The 22,823-nt window shown below is 63.2% G+C and carries 20 protein-coding genes; 8 read left to right on the forward strand and 12 right to left on the reverse strand.

Going from position 1 to position 22,823, the window contains the following annotated elements; all coding sequences use genetic code 11:
• The first annotated feature begins 113 nt into the window (after positions 1–113).
• From EN885_RS04715 to EN885_RS04740, 6 genes are all read left to right on the forward strand, one after another.
• Positions 114–896: a DeoR/GlpR family DNA-binding transcription regulator gene (locus tag EN885_RS04715; protein WP_126104809.1), complete on the forward strand. Its 783-nt coding sequence runs from the start codon at positions 114–116 to the stop codon at positions 894–896.
• On the forward strand, positions 893–2,272 hold the full coding sequence (locus EN885_RS04720; RefSeq protein ID WP_128244088.1) for a carbohydrate kinase: 1,380 nt from the start codon (positions 893–895) through the stop codon (positions 2,270–2,272). Before EN885_RS04715 ends, EN885_RS04720 begins: the two co-directional genes overlap by 4 nt.
• Positions 2,269–3,813: a sugar ABC transporter ATP-binding protein gene (locus EN885_RS04725; RefSeq protein ID WP_126104807.1), complete on the forward strand. Its 1,545-nt coding sequence runs from the start codon at positions 2,269–2,271 to the stop codon at positions 3,811–3,813. Before EN885_RS04720 ends, EN885_RS04725 begins: the two co-directional genes overlap by 4 nt.
• Entirely contained in the window at positions 3,810–4,808 is a 999-nt protein-coding gene (locus tag EN885_RS04730) for a ribose ABC transporter permease (protein WP_128244087.1), read from the forward strand. Before EN885_RS04725 ends, EN885_RS04730 begins: the two co-directional genes overlap by 4 nt.
• Before the next feature lie 78 nt (positions 4,809–4,886).
• Positions 4,887–5,825 (forward strand): ABC transporter substrate-binding protein, encoded by a 939-nt coding sequence (locus EN885_RS04735; protein ID WP_126104805.1) that lies wholly within the window; start codon positions 4,887–4,889, stop codon positions 5,823–5,825.
• 119 nt (positions 5,826–5,944) lie between these two features.
• Positions 5,945–6,838 (forward strand): sugar phosphate isomerase/epimerase, encoded by an 894-nt coding sequence (locus tag EN885_RS04740; RefSeq protein WP_128244086.1) that lies wholly within the window; start codon positions 5,945–5,947, stop codon positions 6,836–6,838.
• Positions 6,839–6,870: 32 nt separating this feature from the next.
• Here EN885_RS04740 and EN885_RS04745 read toward each other — a convergent pair whose 3' ends face one another.
• The 12 genes from EN885_RS04745 to uxuA all read right to left on the reverse strand — a co-directional run bounded on the left by EN885_RS04745 (position 6,871) and on the right by uxuA (position 20,340).
• Positions 6,871–7,707, reverse strand: a complete 837-nt coding sequence (locus EN885_RS04745; RefSeq protein ID WP_128244085.1) for an SMP-30/gluconolactonase/LRE family protein — start codon at positions 7,705–7,707, stop codon at positions 6,871–6,873.
• 7 nt (positions 7,708–7,714) lie between these two features.
• Positions 7,715–9,481: a CoA-transferase gene (locus EN885_RS04750; protein ID WP_245492998.1), complete on the reverse strand. Its 1,767-nt coding sequence runs from the start codon at positions 9,479–9,481 to the stop codon at positions 7,715–7,717.
• Entirely contained in the window at positions 9,478–10,263 is a 786-nt protein-coding gene (locus EN885_RS04755) for an enoyl-CoA hydratase/isomerase family protein (RefSeq protein ID WP_128244084.1), read from the reverse strand. Before EN885_RS04755 ends, EN885_RS04750 begins: the two co-directional genes overlap by 4 nt.
• Before the next feature lie 2 nt (positions 10,264–10,265).
• A complete protein-coding gene (locus tag EN885_RS04760) occupies positions 10,266–11,471 on the reverse strand; it encodes a CaiB/BaiF CoA-transferase family protein (RefSeq protein ID WP_128244083.1) in 1,206 nt (401 codons plus the stop codon).
• A gap of 19 nt (positions 11,472–11,490) precedes the next feature.
• Positions 11,491–12,276 carry an SDR family oxidoreductase gene (locus EN885_RS04765; RefSeq protein WP_128244082.1) on the reverse strand — a complete coding sequence of 262 codons (786 nt, stop codon included), beginning with the start codon at positions 12,274–12,276 and terminating at the stop codon, positions 11,491–11,493.
• Between the two features lies 1 nt (position 12,277).
• A complete protein-coding gene (locus EN885_RS04770; RefSeq protein ID WP_128244081.1) occupies positions 12,278–13,273 on the reverse strand; it encodes an ABC transporter permease in 996 nt (331 codons plus the stop codon).
• A gap of 63 nt (positions 13,274–13,336) precedes the next feature.
• The gene (locus EN885_RS04775; protein WP_128244080.1) at positions 13,337–14,869 is read right to left on the reverse strand and encodes a sugar ABC transporter ATP-binding protein; all 1,533 of its coding nucleotides are present in this window, start codon (positions 14,867–14,869) and stop codon (positions 13,337–13,339) included.
• A complete protein-coding gene (locus EN885_RS04780; protein WP_128335162.1) occupies positions 14,859–15,842 on the reverse strand; it encodes an ABC transporter permease in 984 nt (327 codons plus the stop codon). Before EN885_RS04780 ends, EN885_RS04775 begins: the two co-directional genes overlap by 11 nt.
• Positions 15,843–15,978: 136 nt before the next feature.
• Complete coding sequence (locus EN885_RS04785) at positions 15,979–17,010, reverse strand: sugar ABC transporter substrate-binding protein (protein ID WP_126104796.1); 1,032 nt, start codon at positions 17,008–17,010, stop codon at positions 15,979–15,981.
• A 25-nt stretch (positions 17,011–17,035) separates the two neighbouring features.
• Positions 17,036–17,887, reverse strand: coding sequence for an IclR family transcriptional regulator (locus EN885_RS04790; protein WP_095488183.1), 852 nt, complete (start codon positions 17,885–17,887; stop codon positions 17,036–17,038).
• Positions 17,887–19,035: an extracellular solute-binding protein gene (locus tag EN885_RS04795; RefSeq protein ID WP_095488181.1), complete on the reverse strand. Its 1,149-nt coding sequence runs from the start codon at positions 19,033–19,035 to the stop codon at positions 17,887–17,889. Before EN885_RS04795 ends, EN885_RS04790 begins: the two co-directional genes overlap by 1 nt.
• 120 nt (positions 19,036–19,155) lie before the next feature.
• Positions 19,156–20,340, reverse strand: a complete 1,185-nt coding sequence (uxuA, locus tag EN885_RS04800) for a mannonate dehydratase (RefSeq protein WP_128244079.1) — start codon at positions 20,338–20,340, stop codon at positions 19,156–19,158.
• Positions 20,341–20,446: 106 nt separating this feature from the next.
• Between uxuA and EN885_RS04805 the strand changes: the two genes are divergently transcribed.
• A complete protein-coding gene (locus EN885_RS04805; RefSeq protein ID WP_128244078.1) occupies positions 20,447–21,232 on the forward strand; it encodes an SDR family oxidoreductase in 786 nt (261 codons plus the stop codon).
• 248 nt (positions 21,233–21,480) lie between these two features.
• Positions 21,481–22,488, forward strand: a complete 1,008-nt coding sequence (gene ftsZ, locus EN885_RS04810) for a cell division protein FtsZ (RefSeq protein ID WP_095488178.1) — start codon at positions 21,481–21,483, stop codon at positions 22,486–22,488.
• The last annotated feature ends 335 nt before the right edge of the window (positions 22,489–22,823 follow it).

Raw genomic sequence — 22,823 nt, forward strand, 5'->3', positions numbered from 1 at the left:
AGTAAGTTACGTCAATAGTGATCTTATCTCGTCAAATCGAGCTTGCAATCCGATACGTGTTGAGTAAGTTGCACCAATTGCCGTGGCAAAATGGCATTTTCGGGAGGTATCCGTTGAGCGACTCCGGCCGCCAGCGTCAGATCGTCGAGTTGTTGCGGGATCGCCCCTTCGCCTCGGTGCGCGAGCTGCAGGAGCGGCTCGGCGTGTCGGCTGCGACGGTGCGGCGCGACATCGACAAGATCGATGAGGCCGGTGAAGCACGAAAGGTCTATGGCGGCATCTCGGCGCTCGATGGCGCTTCGCAGGCGGGCGTCGCCTATGCCAGGCCCTATGACGAGAACCGCGATCTCGCGGTCGAGGCCAAGCGGCAGATCGCCGCTCTCGCCGCGACCATGGTGCGCGATGGCGACGCCGTCATCGTGCATGGCGGTTCGACCTGTTTCCATCTCGGCGCCAAGCTGGCCGACCGCAACATCCGGCTCTATACCAACTCGATGCCGCTCGTGGCTTATCTGAGCGACCACGGCCATTGCAGCCTGACCGTTGCCGGGGGTGAGCTTCATCGCGAGCCTGGCATCATCCATTCGCTCACTCAGGCCGTGCCGTTCTATGCATCAAAGTTCTTTCTTGGCGCGCAAGGCATCGGCCAGGAGGGCCTGCTGGAGTCGCATCCGCTGCTGGTCCGCTCCATCGTCGAGCTCAGCCTATGCGCCGACCAGATCGTGGTGCTGGCCGACAGCCGCAAACTGTCGATCCACGCGCGCAACGTCGCGCTGCCCTTGTCCCGCATCGGCACGCTGGTGACCGATGACGGCCTGTCCGACGCTGACGCGCGCATGCTGGAAGACGCCGGCGTCACGGTGCGGATCGCCTCTGCCTCGGGAGCCCTCCAGTGAAGGTGGCTGTCCTCGACTTCGGCAAGACCAACTCGAAGCTGTTCGTCTTCGATCAGGACGGGCGGATCCTCGACGAGCGTCGGACCCAGCCGAACTGGACACGCAAAGGCGGCTTCAGCGTGCTCGACGAGCCAGCGCTTCACGATTGGGCGGCTCGCGCCGTCGACGACGCGGTCGACAATCATGGCATAGAGGGCTTGATGGTTTCGGGCCATGGCTGCACCTTTGCGTTGGTTGACGATGCGGCGCTGACGCATCCGATCCTCGACTACGAGCAGGAGCCGCCGGCCGAGATTGCCGCGCAGATCGATCGCCGCATTCCGGATTTTGCCGAGACCTTCTCGCCGCATCTGCCGCTCGGCTTCAACTATGGCCGCCACATGCTGTGGCTGAAGGCAGTGCAGCCCGGCGCGTTTGCTGCCGCGAAATCAATCCTCGGCTATCCGCAATACTGGAGCTGGCGCTTTGGCGGCCGGGCGGCCTCGGAAGTGTCCTATCTCGGCTGTCACTCGCATCTGTGGGCGCCGCGCAAGCGCGATTTCTCCTCGCTGGTCGACGCCGAGGGTTGGCGCGGCCAGATGCCGACCTTCGAGCGTGCCGGCGCGGTCATCGGCGAGCAGCGCTTCGGCGATAAAGCGCGGCCGATCGCCATCCACAACGGCGTCCATGACAGCAATGCGGCGCTCTATGCCTATCGCAGGCAGGAGCTTGGCCCGGTCACAGTCGTCTCGACCGGCACCTGGGTCATCGTGCTCAACCCGGACTGCCCGCTCGACGCGCTCGATCGCGACCGCGACATGCTGGTCAATGTCGACGTCGACGGCGGCCCGGTGCCCACCATCCGCTTCATGGGCGGGCGTGAATTCGCTGTCATCAGCGCCGGCTGGCAAGGCGCAATCGACCGCTCCACGCTACAGCAGGTGATCGACGCCGGCATCATGGCGCTGCCCAGCTTCGCGCCAGGCGGGCCGATGCCTGGCCATCCCGGCGAACTGGTCGGGCGCACGCCCAACGCGGAGGAGCGCGCGGCCGTGGCGCTGCTCTATGTCGCGCTGATGGTCGACCTGTGTCTCGACCTGATCCATTCGGACAATACCGTAATCGTCGATGGCGGGCTGAACAGCGGCGGCCTGCTCGCCGCCCTGCTGGCGCAGCTGCGTCCCGGCCAGGCCTTCATGCAGGGCGCCACGCTGGAGGGCAGCGCCACCGGAGCGGCGGCTCTTGCGTTCGAGAGTGTTGGACGCGAGTTCGCCGCCGAGGCGCCGGAGCCTGTCCGCGCTTCAAGCTTCGCCGGGCTTGCCGGCTATCGCGACAGCTGGCGTAGGCTCGCCACCGACCGAGGCGTCGCTGATGCTGCAGCGGGAGGTGCACGATGACCGCCGCGGCCCGGATCGAAACAGTGAGCCAGCCGGTGCTGGAGATGCGGCATATCTCGAAGACGTTCGGTCCGATCCGCGCCTTGCAGGATGTGTCGCTGACCGCTCACGCCGGCGAACTGCACGCGCTGATGGGCGAAAACGGCGCCGGCAAGTCGACGCTGATGAAGGTGCTATCCGGCGCCTACCGGCCGGACCCCGGCGGCGATATCTTGATCGACGGCGCGCCGGTCGCCACCGGCGACCCGATCAAGGCACGCGCCAACGGCATTGCCGTCATCTATCAGGAGCTGTCGCTGGCGCCCAACCTGACGGTCGCGCAGAACATCTTCCTCGGCAACGAGCCGAGACGGTTCGGCATCGTCGACCGCGACCAGTGCAATCGGCGCGCCAACGAGATCATCGCGCGGCTCGGCGTCTCCTTCTCGGCGCGCGCGCTTGTCTCTAGCCTGTCGCTCGGCGAGCGCCAGATGGTCGAGATCGCCCGCGCGCTGTCGACCAGCGCGCGCATCATCGTCATGGACGAGCCGACCACCTCGCTGACCTCGCGCGAGACGGACAGGCTGTTCGAGGTCATTGCAACGCTGAAGTCGCAAGGCATCGCCATCATCTACATCAGCCACCGCATGGAAGAGGTCTACCAGCTTGCCGACCGCGTCAGCGTGCTGCGCGACAGCGGCTATGTCGGCACGCTCGATCGCGCCGATCTGAACGCCTCGCGCCTCGTCTCGATGATGGTTGGCCGCGACCTATCCGCCTTCTACAAGAAGGATCACCGCCCGCCGGACAGCAAGCGCGCGATCGCGCTATCAGTGCAGGGCATGTCGGACGGCAATCTTTTGAAGGACTGTTCCTTCGACCTGCACAAGGGCGAGGTGCTGGCGCTGGCGGGCCTGGTCGGCTCGGGCCGCACCGAGCTCGCGCGGCTGATCTTCGGCGCCGACAAGCACACATCAGGCACGCTGGAGCTCGACGGAAAACCGATAGCCATCGGCTCGCCGCGCGAGGCGCTGGATGCCGGCATTGCCTATCTCACCGAAGACCGCAAGGAGCTCGGCCTGTTCCTAGACATGTCGATTTCCGACAATATCAGCATGGGCGTGCTCGCAAGGGACGCGCGGGCCGGAGGCTTGCGCGACTTCGCCACGGCCGAAAGGCGCGCCGCCAAGGCCGTTTCCGACCTCTCCATCCGCACCAGGTCGGTGCAGGCCAATGCCGGCTCGCTGTCGGGCGGCAACCAGCAGAAGGTGCTGCTGGCCCGCCTGCTCGAAACCGAGCCGCGGGTCCTCATCCTCGACGAGCCAACCCGCGGCGTCGATGTCGGGGCGAAGTCGGAAATCTACCGGCTGATCGACGATCTCGCCAAGAAGGGCATCGCCATCCTGATGATCTCCAGCGAACTGCCGGAGGTGATCGGCGTCGCCGACCGCGTGCTGGTGATGCGCGACGGCACCATCGCTGGCGAGGTGACGTCATCCGAAGGCCAGCCGCTCAGTCAGGAGGCAATCATGGAACTTGCAACGGGAGCGGCCAAGGGATGATCGACAAGGCAACCGAGATGAGCGCCGGCGACCAGGCTGTCGGCAGGAGCCGGCGGCTGCGCACCGCCTTCGCCGCCCTTGGCATGCTGCCGGTCCTGATCCTTTTGGCGGCCGGCTTCCAGTTCATGAACCCGCGCTTCCTCACCGAGACCAACCTGCTGATCGTCACCCAGCAGTCGTCGATCAACATCGTGCTCGCGGCCGGCATGACCTTCGTCATCCTGACCGGCGGCATCGACCTGTCCGTCGGCGCCATCCTTGCCGCCTCGGCGATGGTGGCGGTGATGGTGTCGCTGGTGCCGGAGTGGGGCATGCTCGGCGTGCCGGCGGCCATTCTGGTCGGCCTCGGCTTCGGCGTCATCAACGGGCTGCTCGTCGCCTACATCAAGCTGCCGCCCTTTATCGTCACGCTGGGTTCGCTGACAGCCGTGCGCGGCGTCGCCCGCCTGCTCGGCCAGGACACCACGGTGTTCAACTCGGACCTGCCGTTCGACTTCATCGGCAACGGTTCGCTGTTCGGCATCCCCTGGCTCGTCATCATCGCTCTGTCGGTCGTGGTGCTGTCCTGGCTGGTGCTCAAGCGCACCGTGCTCGGCACCTGGATCTACGCCGTCGGCGGCAATGCCGAGGCCGCCCGCCTCACCGGCATCAAGGTGCCGCTGGTGCTGCTCTTCGTCTATGGCGTTTCCGGCCTTCTGGCCGGCCTTGGCGGCGCCATGTCGGCGGCCCGGCTCTACGCGGCCAATGGGCTGCAGCTTGGGCAATCCTACGAACTCGACGCCATCGCCGCGGTCATTCTCGGCGGCACCAGCTTCGTCGGCGGCGTCGGCTCGATCTGGGGCACGCTGATCGGCGGCCTGATCATAGCGGTGCTCTCCAACGGGCTCATCTTGGCCGGCGTTTCGGACATCTGGCAGTACATCATCAAGGGATTGGTCATCATCGTGGCGGTCGCCCTCGACCGCTACAGGCTCCAGGCCGGAGCAAGAACGTGATTGACCTTAGTCGCCGGCGTCAACGACCCGGTTTCATGTAACGCACCGTGAGAGGCGCGGGGCATCAGGAGGAAAAGAATGAAGACCATCGCTAAACTGCTCTGCGGCGTTGCCCTTGCGGCCGTCGCCATCGCACCGGCTTCGGCCAAGGATCTGAACAAGGTCGGCATCTCGGTCGGCCTGCTCGGCAACCCGTTCTTCGTCGCCACCATCAAGGGCATCGAAGATGCGGCTAAGAAGATCAACCCCAACGTCGAGGTGACGTCGGTGTCGGCCGACTACGACCTCAACAAGCAGGTTTCGCAGGTCGACTCCTTCATCGCCGCCGGCGTCGACGTGATCATGCTCAACGCTGTCGATGCCAAGGCGATCGCGCCGGCGGTGAAGAAGGCGCAAGCGGCGGGCATCGTGGTTGCAGCGTTCGACGTTTCGGCGCCGGGCGCCGACGTCACCGTGATGACAAACAACGTCAAGGCCGGCGAAGCGGCCTGCCAGTATCTGGTCGACCATACCGGCGGCAAGGGTGACTATGTCATCCTGAACGGCCCGGCATCATCGTCGATCCTGGAGCGGGTCAAGGGCTGCAAGGACGTGCTTGCGAAGCACCCGGATATCAAGATCCTCTCCGACGACCAGAATGCCGAAGGCTCGCGCGACGGCGGCCTGAAAGTGTTCCAGTCGCTGCTGACCCGTTTCGACAAGATCGACGCGGTGTTCGCCATCAACGATCCGACGGCGATCGGCGCCCAACTCGCGGCCAAACAGCTCAACCGCTCGGAGTTCATCTTCACCGCGGTCGACGGCGCGCCCGATATCGAGAAGGAACTCTCTTCCGGCACCTCGATGATCAAGGCCTCGGCCTCGCAGGACCCCTATGTGATGGCTGGCCAGTCGCTGCAGATGGCGGCTGAAGTGCTCGCCGGCAAAAAGCCGGCCGAGGCGACGGTACTGCTCGACCCACAGTTGATCACAGCCGAGAACCTGAAGGATTACAAGGGCTGGACCGCAGCCCGCTAAGCCTCCCAAGGCTGGTGCGGCCGGATAACCGGCCGCACCATTTTTTGTTTGAACATCGGATTCTCCCAAAACCGGTTTCCACTTTTGGGTCCGATGCTTCCGCGCAACCGGAGACGATTATGTCGCGCATTGGAATCCATTCTTTCGTCTGGTCGGCAAGCTCGGCGCAAGGCGACCTCGAACGGACGCTGGCCAACACCAAAGAGGCCGGCTTCGACCTGATCGAATTCTCCTATCTCGACCCTGCCAATGTCGACATTGGCGGGCTGGCCAAGCGCATCGCCGACCTCGATCTCGGCGTGGCGATCAGCATCGGACTGCCGGCCGATGGCGACATTTCCAGCGCCGACAAGACAATTGCCGCGCGCGGCGTCGAAATCCTCAATGACACCATTTCGCTGACCCGGGACCTGGGCGGCCAGAAGGTCGCCGGCATCCTCTCGACCGGCCACGGATTGCAAACTGAGGCGCCGACGCGCGACCAATGGAACCGCAGCGCCGGAACGCTCGCCAAGGTCGCGGAGACCGCCAACGCCGCCGGCGTCACGCTCAACCTCGAGATCGTCAACCGCTTCGAAAGCAATCTGCTCAACACCGCCGCGCAAGGGCTGGCCTTCATCGAGGACACCGGCTCAGATAACATCTTCCTGCATCTCGACACCTTTCACATGAACATCGAGGAGGCCGATGTCGGGCTGGCCATCCGCCACGCCGCGAAAAAGATCGGCTATGTCCATATCGGCGAGAGCCATCGCGGCTTCCTCGGCACCGGCAACATCGACTTTGCCGCGATCTTCGATGCGCTGACCGCAATCGGCTATGGCGATGATCTCAGCTTCGAATCCTTCTCGTCGGAAATCGTTGACGAGAACCTGTCGAAGAAAACCGCCATCTGGCGCAATCTATGGACCGACAATATGGAGCTGGCCCGTCATGCGCGCCGCTTCATCGCCATCGGGCTGGAGACGTCACGGCGCAAGGCCGAGCTTGTATCGTCAAGCCATCGGCCATAGGGCGACTCGACACTGATCGACCGCGCGTGGCGCTAGTTTGGAATTGTGGCCAGGTCGATCTCGGTAATATGCCAGCGACCCAAATTGGCCGTGTAGAGTTTATCGCCCTTGAAGGCGATGTTGGTGGGATGCGCCAGTGTGGTCGCCGCCGGGTCCTCGATCAGCACTTCGAGGCCTCTGTCCTGACGCCAGCGATAGATCCGGCTTGGCTCGTAACATGAAATGAAAAGCGAGCCGTCGGGCGCAAAAGCCACTCCGTCCGGAACATTGTCGACGCCTTCGACGACGACACGCCGGGCCCCTGCCGCGCCGTCAGCCAGGATCGGCACATAGCTGATGCACGCCGCATTGCTTTCCACCACATAAAGCCCGCTGCGGTCCGGCGCCATCGCCATGCCGTTGGCAAAGGCCATGGGCTCGCGGCACCACGGGCCGCCGTCGCCCGTCTTGAGGTCGTAGCGGAAGATGCCGGAGCGGTTGTCTTCGCCAACGCTGTCCGACACGTAGAGCCAGCCTCGTGTCTCGTCGACGATCGGATAGTTCGGCACGCGGATACCGGCCGAGGCGAAGCCTTCCATAAGACCCGTCCCGGCATTCCAGTGAAAGATCGCCGAATGCTTCAAATCGCAGGCAAAACAGTTTCCCACGCTGTCGAAGGCAATACCAAGCAGAAAACCTTCCGTGCCACCCATGCGTTCGACCGAGCCGCCATCGGCGGAAAGCCGCAAGAGATCGCCCGTTTCGGTGCCGCACCAGATCGACCCGTCGCGGTGGATAGCCACGCCCTCCGGATGGGCAACGCGCGGAGTTGTGAAGATACCGTCGAAGAAGACCCGGGCGGCGGCCATTTCAAGCAACGGCTTTGCCATGGGAGCTTCAAACTCCTGCGGTCTGCGCGGCGATACAGCGCTCGACCATGATGTGGTCGGCCGCGAGGATCTCGGCGATCAGTGCGCCCCGCTCCTTGGCGCTGACGAATTCCAGGCGGCGCAGACCGAGGGGATCGATTCTGTTTCGCAGGACATCAAGCGTGTTGTTTGAGGGGAGCGGAATTTGCCGGCAGTCGGCATCGAATGACACGGGAAAACCAGTGGCATCACGGATCTGCTGCTGCGTGATATCAGGCATGGTTTCGATGACGATCAATTCCCGGCTCGATCGGTCGAGCCGAAAGACGCAAAGATCGGTGAACACCAGCGCCTCACCGGTCCGATAGCCCATCGGCTCGCGTTCATTCTGGGTGAGCAAGCCGCGCGCCGAACTGGCGATCTCGACGTCGTCCACCAGCGACTGCACCGAATGGCGGGGAACGTAGAGCAGATAGTCGCGATGCATATTGGCGACATCGGCCATGCCGCCCTGCCCGGGCAAGCGGATAAGGCCGCCGTCGCGCTTGCGTAGCGCGATCGTGTTGACGCGGCCGCGTCGATCGACTTGCGCGGCGCCGACGATCTCATGGGTCACCGCACCAGCCTGGTAGTAGGTCGAGTAGGTGTCGTCGCCACCGGCATGCGCCACCGCCGTCTCACAATCGAGACTTTCGATCAGCGACAGGATCATCGGGCTCGGCGCTATGTCGAGATGGCCGCAACTCATCGTCGCGATGATCATATCAGGCGCGTGCGTCGCCTTGGCCAGCCGGTAGGCGACGTTGGCCAGCGGCGACACCGCACCGGCACTGGCAAAGCTCTCGTTGTCGAGCTCGGCGGCGATACGGGCTGCGATGATCTCGTCGACCGACGCTTTCTTTTCGCCATGCGCGATCGCCGGCATTGCGAGGACCGTTTCAAGGCGAACTTTCGCGGCTTCTTGCAGCAGCTCGGGCATGCCCTCGGACGGCAGGCGCAAGCTGTCCGCCAAAGGCGTTTCCTTGGTCGCGAACGCCTCCGACAATCTCTGATAATCGGTCACATAGAAAGGCAGGCAGGAGGCTGGATAGGCGCCGCCCGGCGCCAGCGCTATGGCCGAAACCTGATTGCGGGTGAGAATGCTCTGCCTGCCATCATGCCGCAGCGTCCCGACCGGAACGATTTCCTCGACCGTGACCAGCACCTGGCGCGCCGCGCCCGCCATCGCGAAGTCGAGCGCCCTTGGCCCGATGATCTGCACATTACCGCTCTCGTCCGCCCGCTGAGCGTGAACGACGAACGTATCGAGCCGCAGCGGCGGGATGAACCCGGTCTCGGTCCCGGCAACGGGATCGGGAGCGGCGAGCGCGCCCGGCACACGCGCGAGCATGTCCGAGCCCTGCGGAAGCTGTAACGGCATTGACGGCAGGTTCTGCTGCGCCGCCCGCAAGGCCTGGATCATCGCCAGCGCCGTCCAATCGCGGACGGGAACGGCATTTGTCTCGGCAGCCGCGCGGAAACGCGGCGGAAGGCCGAAAATGTCCAGGCTGGAAAAGCAGAGATCGATTTCCGCTACCGCATCCGCTTCGAGAAGCAGTTCGAGCGGCAGCCCACCGGCCCAGCACACGTAGCGCAAATCCTTGATATCCGAGCGGGCGATGGCGCGCAGCAAGGCGATCGGCAGCCGGGCGAAATGGTGGCCGCCGACGCCGATGACGTCGCCACTTCCAACCAAAGCAGCCAGCCCTTCGACATCGGTGAAGCGCGGCCGGTTCGGCTTGACCAGGGATATCATTGCGCAGCCTTCGCGCGCGCCGCGCTTTTCTCGGCGAACGCCTTCACTCGCTGCTGGCCGATCTCGCTCCGATAAAGCCCGCCCAGGATGTCGCGTTCCATGGCAAGGCCATCGGCCAGGTCGCCCGATACGGCATGCGCCGTCAACGCTTTCAGTCCCTCGATCGCTGCAGCCGGTTCGGCGGCGATCATCTCGGCGAGTTCCAGCGCCCGCGGCATCAGCCTTTCGACGTCGACGATCTCGTTGACCAGTCCAGCGTCGATGAATTCGGAAGCCGGCACGATGGCGCCGGTCATCAGCAGGAGATTGGCGCGGTTGCGGCCGAGTTTTTGGACGCTGCGCTGTGTGCCGCCGCCGCCGGGGATCAGTCCGAGTTTGATCTCCGGCAGGCCGAGTTTCGCGAACTGGTTGGCGATCACGATGTCGCAGCACAGCACCAGCTCCATGCCGCCGCCCAGCGCGAAGCCATTGACCGCGGCGATCACCGGCTTGCGGTTATTCTCGATCGCCGCATACATGCGAGTGCCGGCGGCCTGGAAGGCGTCGAACTCGGCAGCCGTCTGGGCGGCGTATTCCTTGATGTCGGCGCCAGCCATGAAGCCGCGTCCTTCGCCGGTCACAACGATCGCACCGACACCTGCATCGCTTGAGAGCGCCTCGAAAACCCCGGTGATCTCGCCTTGCATCATCCGGTTCATGGCATTGAGCTGGTCGGCGCGCCGAAAAGTGACGACCGCGACGCGCCCGGATATGTCCAAGGTGAGTGTCTGGTAAACGCTCATCGTCAGGCAGCGTCCACGGTCATGTCGCCGGACGCTTCCAGGGCGGCGATCTCGTCCTTCGACAGGCCGAACTCGGCCAGGATCTCGCGGCCATGCTGGCCGACCAGCGGGGCTGGCCGTTCGATGGTTGCCGGCGTCTCGCTCATCTTGACGGCCGGCGCGACCACCTTCACCTTACCGCCGCGCGGATGATCATAGCTGGTGATCATGCCCATGTGCTTGACCTGCGGATCCTCCGCCGCGCGGCGGATATCCTTCACCTCGGCGCACCAGATGTCGACTGCCAGCAGCCGCGCCAGCAGATCCTGCGTCGCAAACTTCCTGGTCTCGGCATTGACCTTCTCGAACACCTCGTCGCGCTTGTCGAACAGGGTCTTCAGATCGTCGTAGACGGCAAGCTGCGGCGCCTCCAGCACCTCATACAGCGTCTTGAACGGGCTCATGGCGATCGACAAATAGCCGCCATCCTTCGTCTCGTAGATGCCGAACGGCGCCTGCATGCCGGGATGGCCGATACCGGAATTCGGGCGCACGAAATCCTCGCCGAGATTGAGCACCGCGACATATTCCTGGTTGAGATGTGCAAGCAGGCCGGCCAGCAGATTGACCTCGATCTTCTGGCCCTTGCCGGTTTTCTCGCGATAGTAGAGCGCCGACAATATGCCGTAGACCATGTTCATCGCGCCGATCTGGTCGGCGAGACCAGCTCCCGCCGGAACAGGAGCCTGATCGCCGCGGCCGGTGTTGGAGATCAGTCCGGACAGCCCCTGGATCAGCATGTCCTGGCCGGGACGCTCGACATAGGGGCCTTCCTCGCCATAGCCGGAGCCCGAGCAATAGATGATGCCGGGATTGATTGCCTTAAAGTCCTCGTAGCCGTAGCCGAGCTTGGCCAGCACGCCGGGGCGAAAATTCTGCACCACCACGTCGGCCTTCTTCGCCATGTCCATGACAATGGCGTGCACCTTGCGGCTCTTCAAATTGAGCGCGATCGAGCGCTTGTTGCGATTCCAGGCGAGAAAGTTCGGGCTCTCGGAGCCGCCGACCCATTTGGCGAAGAAGGTCATGCTACGAAACATGTCGCCAGCGCCGGCGCGCTCGATCTTGATGACATCGGCGCCCATGTCACCAAGCAGCTGCGTGGCGAACGGCCCCTGCAGCAGATGGCTGAAATCGAGGATGCGGACGCCTTCGAGAGCCTTGTTCATTTCATGTCTCGTTTCGTTGTCAAAGCAGGTCGGGAACGTAGCGTGGCGCGGCGGTGAGCCCGCCGTCGACGCGCAGGTCGGTGCCGGTGGTGAAGCCGGCGGCATCCGAAGCCAGATAGACGGCGGCTTCCGCCACTTCAGAAGGCTCGCCGATGCGGCCGAGCGGATGCATCTTCACCCACGCCTTGGCGAGATTGCCGCCGATCTCCTTGATCAGCTTGTCGTTCATCGGCGTGTTGATGGTGCCTGGCGAGATCGAGTTGAAGCGAATGTTGAGCGGACCGAACTCGACCGCCATCTGGCGCGTCATCGCCATCACCGCGCCCTTGGCGCCGGCATAGGCGGTCCAGCCGTCGAGCCCGATATGCCCCTGCGCTGAGGCCATGTTGATGATCGAGCCCGATTTCTGCGCGATCATGTGCGGCAACGCGTATTTGCAGCCGCGAAAGACGCTGGTCAAATTGACCGCGATCAGCCGGTGCCATTGCTCTTCGGTCATCTCGTGGACCGGCATGCCGCCGATGGCGATGGCAGCGTTGTTGACCATGACGTCGAGATGGCCGGTCTTGCCGACGGCCGTGGCAATGACGTTGGCGATGTCGGCCTCCTTCGACACATCGCAATGCACGTAGTCGGCATCTTGGCCGGCCGCGCGCAGTTCCGCCGCGAAATGTCCCCCGCTCTCATCGGCGATGTCGCTTAGGAAGACATGCGCGCCTTCCCTTGCCATCGCCGCCGCGATCGCATGGCCGATGCCGTCGGCGGCGCCGGTAATGACTGCGGTTTTTCCTTTGAGACGATCCATGTCAGCCTCCAATGATGCGCCGGCGCTTCGCTTCGTCGAAAGCGACAGCGGCGATGATGATCATGCCGGTGATGACCAGCTGCCACTCGGTCGGCAGGCCGAGCCCGCGCAGCCCGTTGGACAGGAACTGCAGGATCAGCACGCCGAGCGCCATGCCTGTCAGGCTGCCGATGCCGCCGGCAAGGCTCACCCCGCCGAGCACGGTGGCGGCAACGACTTGGAACTCGAAATTCAGCCCGGCCGTATGCTGCGCTGAGCCGACGCGGGCCGCCAGGATGATCCCGGCAACCGTCGCCAGCAGCGCGCTGATTATGAAACAGATGAACTTGACCCGGCGCACATCAAAGCCGGCGAGCCGTGCCACTTCCGGATTTCCGCCGACGGCATAGATCTGTCGTCCGAACGGCCGGTGCTGCATCATGTAGGCGAAGGCGGCGAGCAGGACGATCGCAATCACCGCCGAATAGGGAACGACATTGAACAGGCGGCCATCCGACAGCGCTATGAAGCTGTCGAGGGCGGCATCGTCGGGGATCGCGCGCTGGCCGGTATAGAGATAGACGCCGCCGCGCATGATGAACATCGTGCCCAAGGTCACGATCAGCGAGTTGATGCCGGCATAGGCCGTGAGATAGCCGTTCACCACACCGATGATCAGCCCGAACAGCAGCGCGCCGCCAACGCCGAGCGCAAGCGAGTTCGTATCGTTCATGATGATGATCAGCGGCAGGGCGATGGTCGCCAGCAGCGATCCGATCGAAATGTCGACCTCGCCTGACATGAAGACGATGGCGCAGCCGATGCCGGCGGTCAGCGCCAGGGACGCCTGTCCGAGCACGTTGGTCATGTTGCGCACGGAGAAGAAATTCTCGGCGGTGAAGGAAAAGAATGCGATCACCAGGATGAGGCAGAGGAGCAGCGCCAGTTCCTGCCGCGCGAAGAGCCGCGCCAGCATGGACGGCCCGGCTTTCATCGTATCGGTGCTTGCCAGGCTCATCGCTTGCTCCCTTCGAAGGCGTCGGCCGAATGACAGGGAATGCTGCCGCGAAGCGTCATCGTCTTATCCGATCGCTGCATTGAGGATTTTCTCCTGCGTGGCGTCGTCGCGGGACATGATCGCGGTGAGCCGGCCCTCGCACATCACCGCGACACGGTCGGAAAGGCCCAGCAACTCGGGCATCTCCGATGTCATCATGACGACCGCCAGGCCCTCGCCGGCGAGCCGGTCGATGAGCGCGAAGATCTCCGACTTGGCGCCGACATCGATGCCGCGGGTCGGCTCGTCGACGACGATCACGTTCAGGCCCCGCATCAGCCAGCGCGAGATCAGCACCTTCTGCTGATTGCCGCCGGACAGGTTCTTGATCTCCTGGAACAGGCTGGGCGTCTTGATGCGGAAGCGGTCGACATAATCCTGCACCGCCTTGCGTTCCCCGGCCTTGTCGATGAAGCCCATACGGGCGAAGGCGCCGAGCGAGGCGAGGCTGGCATTCTGGTAAACCGGCAATTCGCCCATCAGCCCTTCGCTCTTGCGGTCTTCGGTAAGCAGGCCGATGCCGAGCCGGACACCCGTATGCGTGTCGTGCGGCAGCAGGCGGTGACCGTCGACGGAAATCGTGCCGGAGGTGATCGGATCGAAGCCGACGACCGCCTTGGCAAGTTCGGTTCGGCCGGCCCCCATCAAGCCGAAGAAGCCGAGGACTTCGCCGGCATGCGCTTCGAACGATACGTCCTTCAGCTTCTTCGCCGTGCTGAGCCCTTGCACGGATAAGGCGACCTTGCTGCCCGGTGCGCCGCGCTTGCGCGGAAACAGGCTTTCGATGCGACGGCCGATCATGTCCTGGATCAGCGTATCATTGGTGTGATCGCCGATCGGTCGGGTCGAGACATGCCGACCGTCGCGCAGAACAGTGACCGTGTCGGCGATCTCGAAAACCTCGTCGAGCTTGTGGCTGACATAGAGCACCGCAATGCCGAGCGCGGCCAGCCGGCGGATGACGGTGAACAGCAGCGAAATCTCGTTTGGCGTCAGCGAGGACGTCGGCTCGTCCATGACCACGACGCGGGCTTCGTGGGCGAGAGCGCGCGCGATCTCGACCATTTGCTGCTGGCTGACCGGCAGCGATCCCGTCCGCGCCGCCGGATCGACATTGAAGCCGATGCGGTTGAACAGCGCGGCGGAATCGGCGCGGATTTTCCTCCAGTCGATCGAGCCGCCCTTGCCGGTCGGATAGCCCTCGAGGAAGATGTTCTCGGCCACGGTGAATTCGTAGATCAGCGCGATCTCCTGGAACACGACCTTAATGCCCTCTTTCAGGCTGTCGCGCGGCGACTTGATGTCGAGCTCGCGTCCGCGCATGCGGATGGTGCCGGCATCCTTGCCGTAGACCCCGGCCATGATCTTGATGAGCGTCGACTTGCCGGCGCCGTTCTCGCCCATCAAGGCGTGGATCTTGCCGGGCTCCAGGGTGAGGTCGACATTGTCCAGCGCCACCACGCCCGGAAAGCGCTTGTCGATGCCGCGCATCTCAAGCGCCGGCACGCTTGTGTCGACGGCCGCGCCTTCGCCGGGGTGAAGGAAATCAACGGACATTGGCTCTGTTCCGGATGATGTCGAGATAGGTTGCCAGAATGATGACCACGCCGGGCACCACCATCTGCAGGTCCTGGTTCCAGCCCAGGATGATGATACCGTTGTCGATGACCTTCAGCACCAGAACGCCGAGCAACGTGCCGAACAGCGAGCCGCGCCCGCCAAGCAGGCTGGTGCCACCAAGGATGACAGCGGCGATCACCGTCAGCTCGAAGCCGCGTCCGGCGGTCGGCTGACCCGCATTCATCAGCGACGCCAGGATCATGCCGGCAACCCCGACGCACAGGCCGGTGACGACGAAGGCGAACAGTTTCAGACGCTCCGAGCGCACACCGGAAAGACGAACCGCACGCTCATTGGCACCGACCGCATAGAGGTAACGGCCAAGCGTGGTGAAGCGCAGCGTCACGGCTGCGATGGCGAAGATGGCCACCGCAATGACGACGGGCAGCGGGATCGCGCCGATGTAGCCGGCACCGAGATCAGTGAAGCTGACCAGCCGGTGATGGTTCTGCACGGCCTCACGGGTGAATAGATAGACGCCGCCCTGCAGCATCATCATCGTGCCGATGGTGGCAATCAGCGAATTCACCTTGAGCCTGGTGACGACCAGCCCGTTGAACAGGCCGCCCCCGCCGGCAAAGGCGAGCGCCGCCAGCATGCCGAGCACGAGGCTGTGCGTCGAGTTGAGCACGGCCATGCCGATACAGCCGACAAAGGCGAGCGACGCTCCGACCGAGAGATCGACCTCAGCGGTGATGATCAGCATGGTCATGCCCGAGGCGACGATCAGCACCAGCGCGCATTGGCGCAGGATGGCGATGATATTGGCCTCGGAATAGAACTGTGGCGCTGCGATCGAGATGGCGATGCAAAGCACGGCCAGGATAATCCCCAGCACGAGCTGGCTGCTGCCCAGCAGCTGGCCGCCGATGAAACGCCTTGGCGCGGAAGATTGCGTAAGCTCGCTCATTTCCATTTCATTTCCGGGGCGGCATCGGGTGCCGTCGCTATTTGGAAACCTGCCTAAACCGGGCGGTTGACCTGTTTTGCCGTCGGCATCCGATCAGTTGCCCTTCCCGCCGAGCGGGAAGGGCGATTTTGGGATCCTACTTCTTCAGGTCGGCGGAGGTTTTCATGCACTTTTCCGGCGGCTGAAGCGCGTTGACGGCATCCCATTTGATCGTCCGGACAGTGCCGTCGTAATCGTAGTACTTCTTCCAATCGTCGCCGTTCATCGGCGCGGTCGGGCTGACGATGTGCTCGGGCACCTCTTCGCCGTTGAACAGCTTCACTGCGGCATCGATGGCGGTGTAGCCTTCCTTTTCCGGGAACATCGCGGCTTCGATGCGGTAGGACGGCTCGTTCTGTATCGCATTGATGAAGGCAAGGCCTTCGCCACCCGTGCCGACCGTTAACAAATTATCCTGCGACTTGCCGGCCGCTTTCCAGGCCTGCAGGCCGCCCAGCGACGAGGAATCGTTGATGCCATAGATGATGTTGATGTCGGCGTTCTTGGCAAGCGCCGCCGAAGACACTTCGAGCGCGCGGTCAGGATTGCCGCCGCCGTCGAGATCGTGGACCATGACCGCGTCAGGGATGATGGTCTTCAGGCCGTCCATGAAACCTTGCGAACGCAGGACGGTGGCAGACAGGAGCGGCAGGCCGACATTCATCACCTGGGCTTTGCCGCCGAGCTTTTCCTTGGCGTATTTGCCTGCTTCGACGCCAGCCGTGTAGCCGGTATCATAGTCGCAGATCGCGACCATGGTCGTCATGCCCTTGACCGGATTGCCTTCCAGAACGACGGGGACGTCATTGGATTTCGCCTGGCGCAGCAGCGGCACGACGCCCTCTTCGTTGACAGGCGTGACAATCAGCACGTCGACGCCCTTGGCCATGAAGTCTTCCGCGGCAGAAACCTGCTTGGCGATGTCGAGATTGGCGTCCTGCACCTCGAGCTCGATGCCGAGTTCCTTGGCGCGAGACTGCATGCCCTTGATGACATTCTGATACCACTCATGGGTGGCGTAGTTGGTGACGTAGCCGATGCGCTTCGGCATGTTTTCGGCCTGCGCGGCAGCGGCGCTCAGGGCCAGCGCGGCCGCCGAGGCAAACAGGATTGATTTGGACCAATTCATCTTCTTCTCCCTATTTATCATCTTTTTAGTTGCTGAACGGATAGTCCCGCCGTTCCGGGTCGGCACGTGACGAAGCGATGATTTCACCTGCGCCCAGCGCCGCCGATATCGTCTCGGCTGCCGCTTTCGCCCGTTCGAAGACGGTTTCGCGATCGAAGCGCGCGGCTTTCTGTGGCAGGAACGGGACGGTGAGCGCGGCAATGACCGCGCCGGTGTGATCGCGCACCGGCATTGAGACGTTGGTGCAGGCCTCGACGGCCAGCGAGGGGCGCATCTCATAGCCGAGCCTTGCGACCTCGTTCAGCCGCGCTTCGATTTCCGCCCGCGTGCCCTGCCCCTCGCCGGCGGCCACAATCCGCTCGACGATGCGGTCGCGCTCGGCCTGGTTCGAATGTGCGAGCAGCACTGCGCCGGAGCTCGTTTCTAGGATCGGGAAATGCGAGCCGAGCGCAACCGAGTAGCGCATCGGCAAAGGCGAATCGATCTGCAACACCACCAGCGCGCTCTCGCCTTCGCGAACAACCAGATGGCAGCTTTGATCGGTATTGGCCGAGAGCTCGCGCATCACCGGCAGCGCGCATTCGACCAACCGGTTTACCGGCGGATGCATATGCGCCAGCTCGAACAGTTTTAGCGAAAGGCGGAAGCGGTCGGATTGCGTCCGGAAGATGTAGCCGCGCTTCTCCAGCAGAAGCAGGATGCGGTATATCTCATGGATGGAGCGCCCCAGGCCGGCGGCGATCTCGGTCTGGGTCAGCGGCTCGGCACTGGACGCCATGAACTCGAGAGCGTCGAGCGCCTTTTCCACCGCCGGCACGCGATAGCCGTTGCGGCCGCTTTCGCCTTCTTCGACGATCTGGGCTATGTCGGCGGCCATTATGCGACGCTCCGTTCCGGTTGGCCTCGTCTGGTCTCGCGGTAGAGGCGGTTCAGCCGATCCGCGAGTTCGGTCGCGGGCATGCCGCCGGCGATGGCAGCGGCCGCATGCGGAGCGCATTCGCGGAAAAAGGTGATGAAGCCCGGATGTGTCGGGCGCAGGTAGGACGCTTCGATCGTCGCAAGCGTCGAGCTGAAGAAATTGCCGGAAAGATCGTTGACTTCGGCGTCCTTCCACGCCGCCAGCGATTCCGGCTGTCCGCCTGACTTCACGTAGTCGCCGCGCTGGTAGCCGGGCGAGCATAGGAAAAGCGCGTAGTCGATGGCGGCCTGCCTGTGTTTCGATTGGGCGCTGACCCCGATGCCGGCACCACCGAGCAAGGCGCCAGCGGATCGCGGGGTCGGCACGTCGGCGAAACGCAGATACGGCCTGTCGGCGTTCGAGGCATAGTTCACATAGCCGAAGGCGAACGGCACATAGACCACATCGTCATGCGCGATCATGTGGTCATAGCAGCGGATCGGATTCCATTTCGACGAACTCGGATGCGACAGCTCGGCAAGCTGGCGCAACTGCGCGACAGCCTGCTCGACCTTGTCCCTTGCAATGAACTCCTCGCCGTTCTCCTGCGGATGGCCGAGCGTCAAGAGCAGGCACATGGCGTCCGTCGGCACGAACGGCAGGCCAAGCCACTTGCCGTCCTTGCGCACGCGACGGCCAAGCTCCAGCACCTCTTCATGAGTAGTGGGCACCGCTGCGTAGCGCTCCAGGAGATCCGGGCGATAGGAGGCGACCTGGCAGGCGGCATCGATCGGCAGTGCCCACTGGCGGCCGTTCCGTGCATAGGATCGCCAGGACGCGCCGACCGAGTCGTGCTCGAAGAAGCGGCGCTGCTCCACCGACAAATAGCCGTCGAACGGCACCATCAACTCGCCGTCGGCGATGTCGCCGATAAAGGGATGATCGAATACGATCAGATCGTAGGTGCCTAGCACCGGACCAAGCACGCCCTCGCCGAACTCGTAGAGGCTGCGGCGGTCCCATTCGATTTCCAGACCGGGATTGTCGGAGCAGTACGTCTCGATGCTGGCGTCGAGCGGACCCCAGCAGCGTCGATGATCCCACGCCAGACCGCGCAGCCTTGTCATTCCTGAAAAATTCCTCCCGAACCGGGCGCTAGCCCGATCCGAGATTACTAGCAGGTATTTTTACCTGCGCAAGATATTTTCACATAGGAAAACTACGTTTGGGCTTCCTGTTTGGCGATCTCAGGCCAGCCCAAAACGCTCCACGGCGCGCATGATGCCACGCAGCTCGGCGAGGCCCTTCAGGCGGCCGATCAATGAGTAGCCGGGATTGATCTTGGTCTTGCCGATATCGTCGGCGAGCAAATGGCCATGATCGGGACGCATCGGAATCCGCCAGTCGGCGCGACCTTCCCTGCGACGGCGCGTCTCTTCCTGCATCAAAGCGAGGATGACATGCGCCATGTCGGTGCCGCCCTCCAGATGCTCGGCCTCGTAGAAGGAGCCGTCATCCTCGATGGTTACATTGCGCAGATGGACGAAATGGATCCGGTCGGCGAATTCCTTGACCATGCCGACAATGTCGTTGTCGGCGCGCGTGCCATAGGAGCCGGTGCAGAACGTCAGCCCATTGGCCGGGCTGTCGACGGCGTTAAGGATGAAACGCGCGTCCTCGGCGGTCGAAACGATCCGTGGCAAGCCATAGAGCGAGAACGGCGGGTCGTCGGGATGGATGCACATGCGCACTCCCTCCTGCTCGGCCACCGGAATGATCTCGGGCAAAAACCAGGCAAGATTGTCGCGCAACTCCTTCGGCCCGATCGAGTCATATTCCGCCAATGCCTCGCGAAAGCTTTCGCGATTATAGCTGCGCTCGGTCGCCGGCAGGCCGGCAATGAGATTGCGCTCTACCCTGTCGATCTGCTCGTCGCTCAGTTCCTTCAGTCGCGATTCCGCCTCGGCGATACGGGCGGCGCTGGAGCCGGCCTCGGCATTCCTGCGCTTCAGCACAAACAGGTCATAGGCGGCGAAATCGATCGCATCGAAACGCAGCGCATAACCCGTTGTCGGAAGCCGATAGGCCAGATCCGTGCGGGTCCAGTCGACCACGGGCATGAAATTGTAGCAGATCGTCGAAATGCCGGCCTTGGCGAGCGCACGGATCGTGTCCTTGTAGAAGCCGACATAGCGAAGCCGTTCCGCCGAGCCGATCTTGATCGAGTTGTGAACGGGAATGCTCTCGACGACCGACCAGGTCAGCCCTGCCGCCTCGATGATCCGCTTGCGCTCCAAAATGCTGTCGAGCGGCCAGGCACGCCCGTCATATATGTCGTGCAGGGCCGTCACCACGCCTGTCGCACCTGCCTGCTTAACATGATCGAGCGTCACCGGATCGTCCGGTCCATACCAGCGCCAGCACTGTTCCATTGAGACTTTCCCTTTGCGATAAAAACAGAGCAGAAAGGTATTGTTGGGCCACAATGGAAGTCAAACTAAAGCCGGCTTCCGACGACCAATGAAGGAGTTTTCCGCAATGAAGGATTTCGACGGCAAGATCGCTCTGGTGACGGGGACGACCGGGATCGGCCTGGCAACTGCCAGACGTCTCGCGGCAGGGGGTGCTGTGATTATCGCTTGCGGCATCGACCGCGCGGCCAACGCGGCGATGTCAGCGGAACTGGACAGCTCCGGCGCCGAGGCGCTGGTCATGGCCGTCGACGTATCGGTGCCGGATCAGGTTCGCGACGCGGTCGCGGCCGGTGTCGAGCGGTTCGGCGGCCTCGATATCATCGTCAATTCCGCGGCGGTCCATCCATATGGAACCGCTACCAGCACCGATTTCGACACCTGGAACCAGGCGATGTCAGTCAATGTCGGCTCGATCTACCTGACCGCGCATTTCGGCATCCCGGAAATGATCAAGCGGGGCGGCGGCGCCATTGTCAACGTGGCTTCGGTGCAGGGCTTTGCCTGCCAGCAGAACGTCGCCGCCTATGCCACAACCAAGGGTGCCATCCACACACTGACGCGCTCTCTGGCGCTCGACTACGCACGCTCCGGCATTCGCGTCAATTCCGTCAGCCCCGGCTCGATCCGCTCCCCAATCCTGGAGAAGGCGGCCCGCGGCGAGAATGGCACCGATGCCGATGTCGAGGCCGCCTACAGGCGCTTCGGCGAAGCCCACCCCATCGGACGCATCGGCGAGCCGGAGGAAGTGGCGGAACTCATCGCCTTTCTGTGTTCGTCGAAAGCCGGGTTCTGCACTGGTGCGGACTACAAGATCGATGGCGGCCTGACGGCCGGCATCGGCGTAAAATAGACCCATGAAGTCTCTCGGCTTTTACCCAGAGACGCTGACATCAGACAACTTTCGAAGCACTGACGGCGAACCAATGGCGCGTAACATGCGCGAGTTTGCATAGTGCACTTGCAGCCGAGTCAACCGTCTGATTCCCTTAGGCACGCTGGGCTGTCCTGATTCGCTCACTGTCCAAGGTCTTTGCAGTGCGCCGGGAACAAGCCTTCCACCGACCGCTGCGCTTGCGCATTCAACGGGAGAGACGGCAAATGAACACTGCAACGAGGCCGGTAATCTCCGAGATGAGGCCCAAAATATCCGTCATCGGAGTTGGCGGCGGTGGCGGCAATGCCATCAACAACATGATCGCCGAAGGCTTGCAGGGCACTGAATTTATCGTTGCCAACACCGATGCCCAGGCGCTCACCATGTCGAAGGCAACGCGGCTGATCCAATTGGGAGCTCACGTCACGGAGGGCCTGGGTGCAGGATCGCTGCCCGAAGTTGGCCATGCCGCTGCCGTGGAATCGATCGACGAAATCATGGACCATCTCGCGGGAACGCATATGTGTTTCGTGACCGCAGGCATGGGAGGCGGAACTGGAACCGGCGCGGCACCGGTCATAGCGCAGGCCGCGCGCAACGCGGGAATACTGACGGTGGCCGTCGTCACCAAGCCGTTCGTCTTCGAAGGGAACCGTCGAATGCATGCCGCCAATGAAGGCATCGAGCGGCTCCGCGAGAGCGCCGATACCGTCATCGTCATCCCGAACCAGAATCTCTTTAGAATCGCCGATGCCAAGACGACGTTCGCGGACGCGTTCGCCATGGCGGACCGTGTCCTCTACGCGGGCGTCGGCTGCATCACCGATCTCATCGTCAAGGAAGGGCTGATCAATCTCGACTTCGCCGATGTGAAGTCGGTGATGCGCGATATGGGTCGCGCGATGATGGGCACCGGCGAAGCCACCGGGGAGGACCGCGCCAGGAAGGCGGCCGAGGCGGCAATCGCAAACCCGCTTCTCGACGAAGCGTCCATGATGGGCGCCAAGGGCGTCCTTGTCTCGATATCAGGCGGCACTGATATGACGCTGTTCGAGGTCGACGAAGCTGCCACCCGCATACGCGAGGAGGTCGACGCCGACGCCGATATCATCGTCGGCGCCATTTTCGACAAGGCGCTCGCAGGAAAATTCAGGGTGTCGGTCGTTGCGACGGGATTGCGGCGAGGGCTTGAGATACCGCTGATGGCGGGGTCGGAAAACCGTGTGAATTGAGCGACGCCCTTATGGCAGCACCGCGGCAGGTTTCGACTAAGGGTCCGCAGCTCTGAGACCGCCGACGGACGGCGGACGGGCGGGCTTGCCCAAACCGCAATTGTTGCGGGATGAGCTGCGGGTTAAATTGTCGATTCTGTCTGCGCGACTCTACCGTTGAATTGGAACGCCTGCTCAGCGCTCATGCGCCGGCCGCGTGAACAGGGTCTCGACCGTGCCGGGCCCCAAACGCAAAACGGCCCGCGTGAAGCGGGCCGTTTTTGATTTGGTTGCGGGGACAGGATTTGAACCTGTGACCTTCAGGTTATGAGCCTGACGAGCTACCGGGCTGCTCC

The organism is Mesorhizobium sp. M6A.T.Cr.TU.014.01.1.1, assembly GCF_004022765.1.
GTDB lineage: Bacteria > Pseudomonadota > Alphaproteobacteria > Rhizobiales > Rhizobiaceae > Mesorhizobium > Mesorhizobium mediterraneum.

Bases quoted from the DNA above. Each gene is read 5' to 3' on its own strand.
- EN885_RS04780 (WP_128335162.1), bottom strand. From the start codon at position 15,842: ATGAGCGAGCTTACGCAATCTTCCGCGCCAAGGCGTTTCATCGGCGGC.
- EN885_RS04765 (WP_128244082.1), bottom strand. From the start codon at position 12,276: ATGGATCGTCTCAAAGGAAAAACCGCAGTCATTACCGGCGCCGCCGAC.
- EN885_RS04740 (WP_128244086.1), top strand. From the start codon at position 5,945: ATGTCGCGCATTGGAATCCATTCTTTCGTCTGGTCGGCAAGCTCGGCG.
- uxuA (WP_128244079.1), bottom strand. From the start codon at position 20,340: ATGGAACAGTGCTGGCGCTGGTATGGACCGGACGATCCGGTGACGCTC.
- EN885_RS04750 (WP_245492998.1), bottom strand. From the start codon at position 9,481: ATGATATCCCTGGTCAAGCCGAACCGGCCGCGCTTCACCGATGTCGAA.
- EN885_RS04745 (WP_128244085.1), bottom strand. From the start codon at position 7,707: ATGGCAAAGCCGTTGCTTGAAATGGCCGCCGCCCGGGTCTTCTTCGAC.
- EN885_RS04775 (WP_128244080.1), bottom strand. From the start codon at position 14,869: ATGTCCGTTGATTTCCTTCACCCCGGCGAAGGCGCGGCCGTCGACACA.
- EN885_RS04760 (WP_128244083.1), bottom strand. From the start codon at position 11,471: ATGAACAAGGCTCTCGAAGGCGTCCGCATCCTCGATTTCAGCCATCTG.
- EN885_RS04790 (WP_095488183.1), bottom strand. From the start codon at position 17,887: ATGGCCGCCGACATAGCCCAGATCGTCGAAGAAGGCGAAAGCGGCCGC.
- EN885_RS04725 (WP_126104807.1), top strand. From the start codon at position 2,269: ATGACCGCCGCGGCCCGGATCGAAACAGTGAGCCAGCCGGTGCTGGAG.
- EN885_RS04795 (WP_095488181.1), bottom strand. From the start codon at position 19,035: ATGACAAGGCTGCGCGGTCTGGCGTGGGATCATCGACGCTGCTGGGGT.
- EN885_RS04785 (WP_126104796.1), bottom strand. From the start codon at position 17,010: ATGAATTGGTCCAAATCAATCCTGTTTGCCTCGGCGGCCGCGCTGGCC.
- EN885_RS04730 (WP_128244087.1), top strand. From the start codon at position 3,810: ATGATCGACAAGGCAACCGAGATGAGCGCCGGCGACCAGGCTGTCGGC.
- ftsZ (WP_095488178.1), top strand. From the start codon at position 21,481: ATGAACACTGCAACGAGGCCGGTAATCTCCGAGATGAGGCCCAAAATA.
- EN885_RS04770 (WP_128244081.1), bottom strand. From the start codon at position 13,273: ATGAGCCTGGCAAGCACCGATACGATGAAAGCCGGGCCGTCCATGCTG.
- EN885_RS04805 (WP_128244078.1), top strand. From the start codon at position 20,447: ATGAAGGATTTCGACGGCAAGATCGCTCTGGTGACGGGGACGACCGGG.
- EN885_RS04755 (WP_128244084.1), bottom strand. From the start codon at position 10,263: ATGAGCGTTTACCAGACACTCACCTTGGACATATCCGGGCGCGTCGCG.
- EN885_RS04735 (WP_126104805.1), top strand. From the start codon at position 4,887: ATGAAGACCATCGCTAAACTGCTCTGCGGCGTTGCCCTTGCGGCCGTC.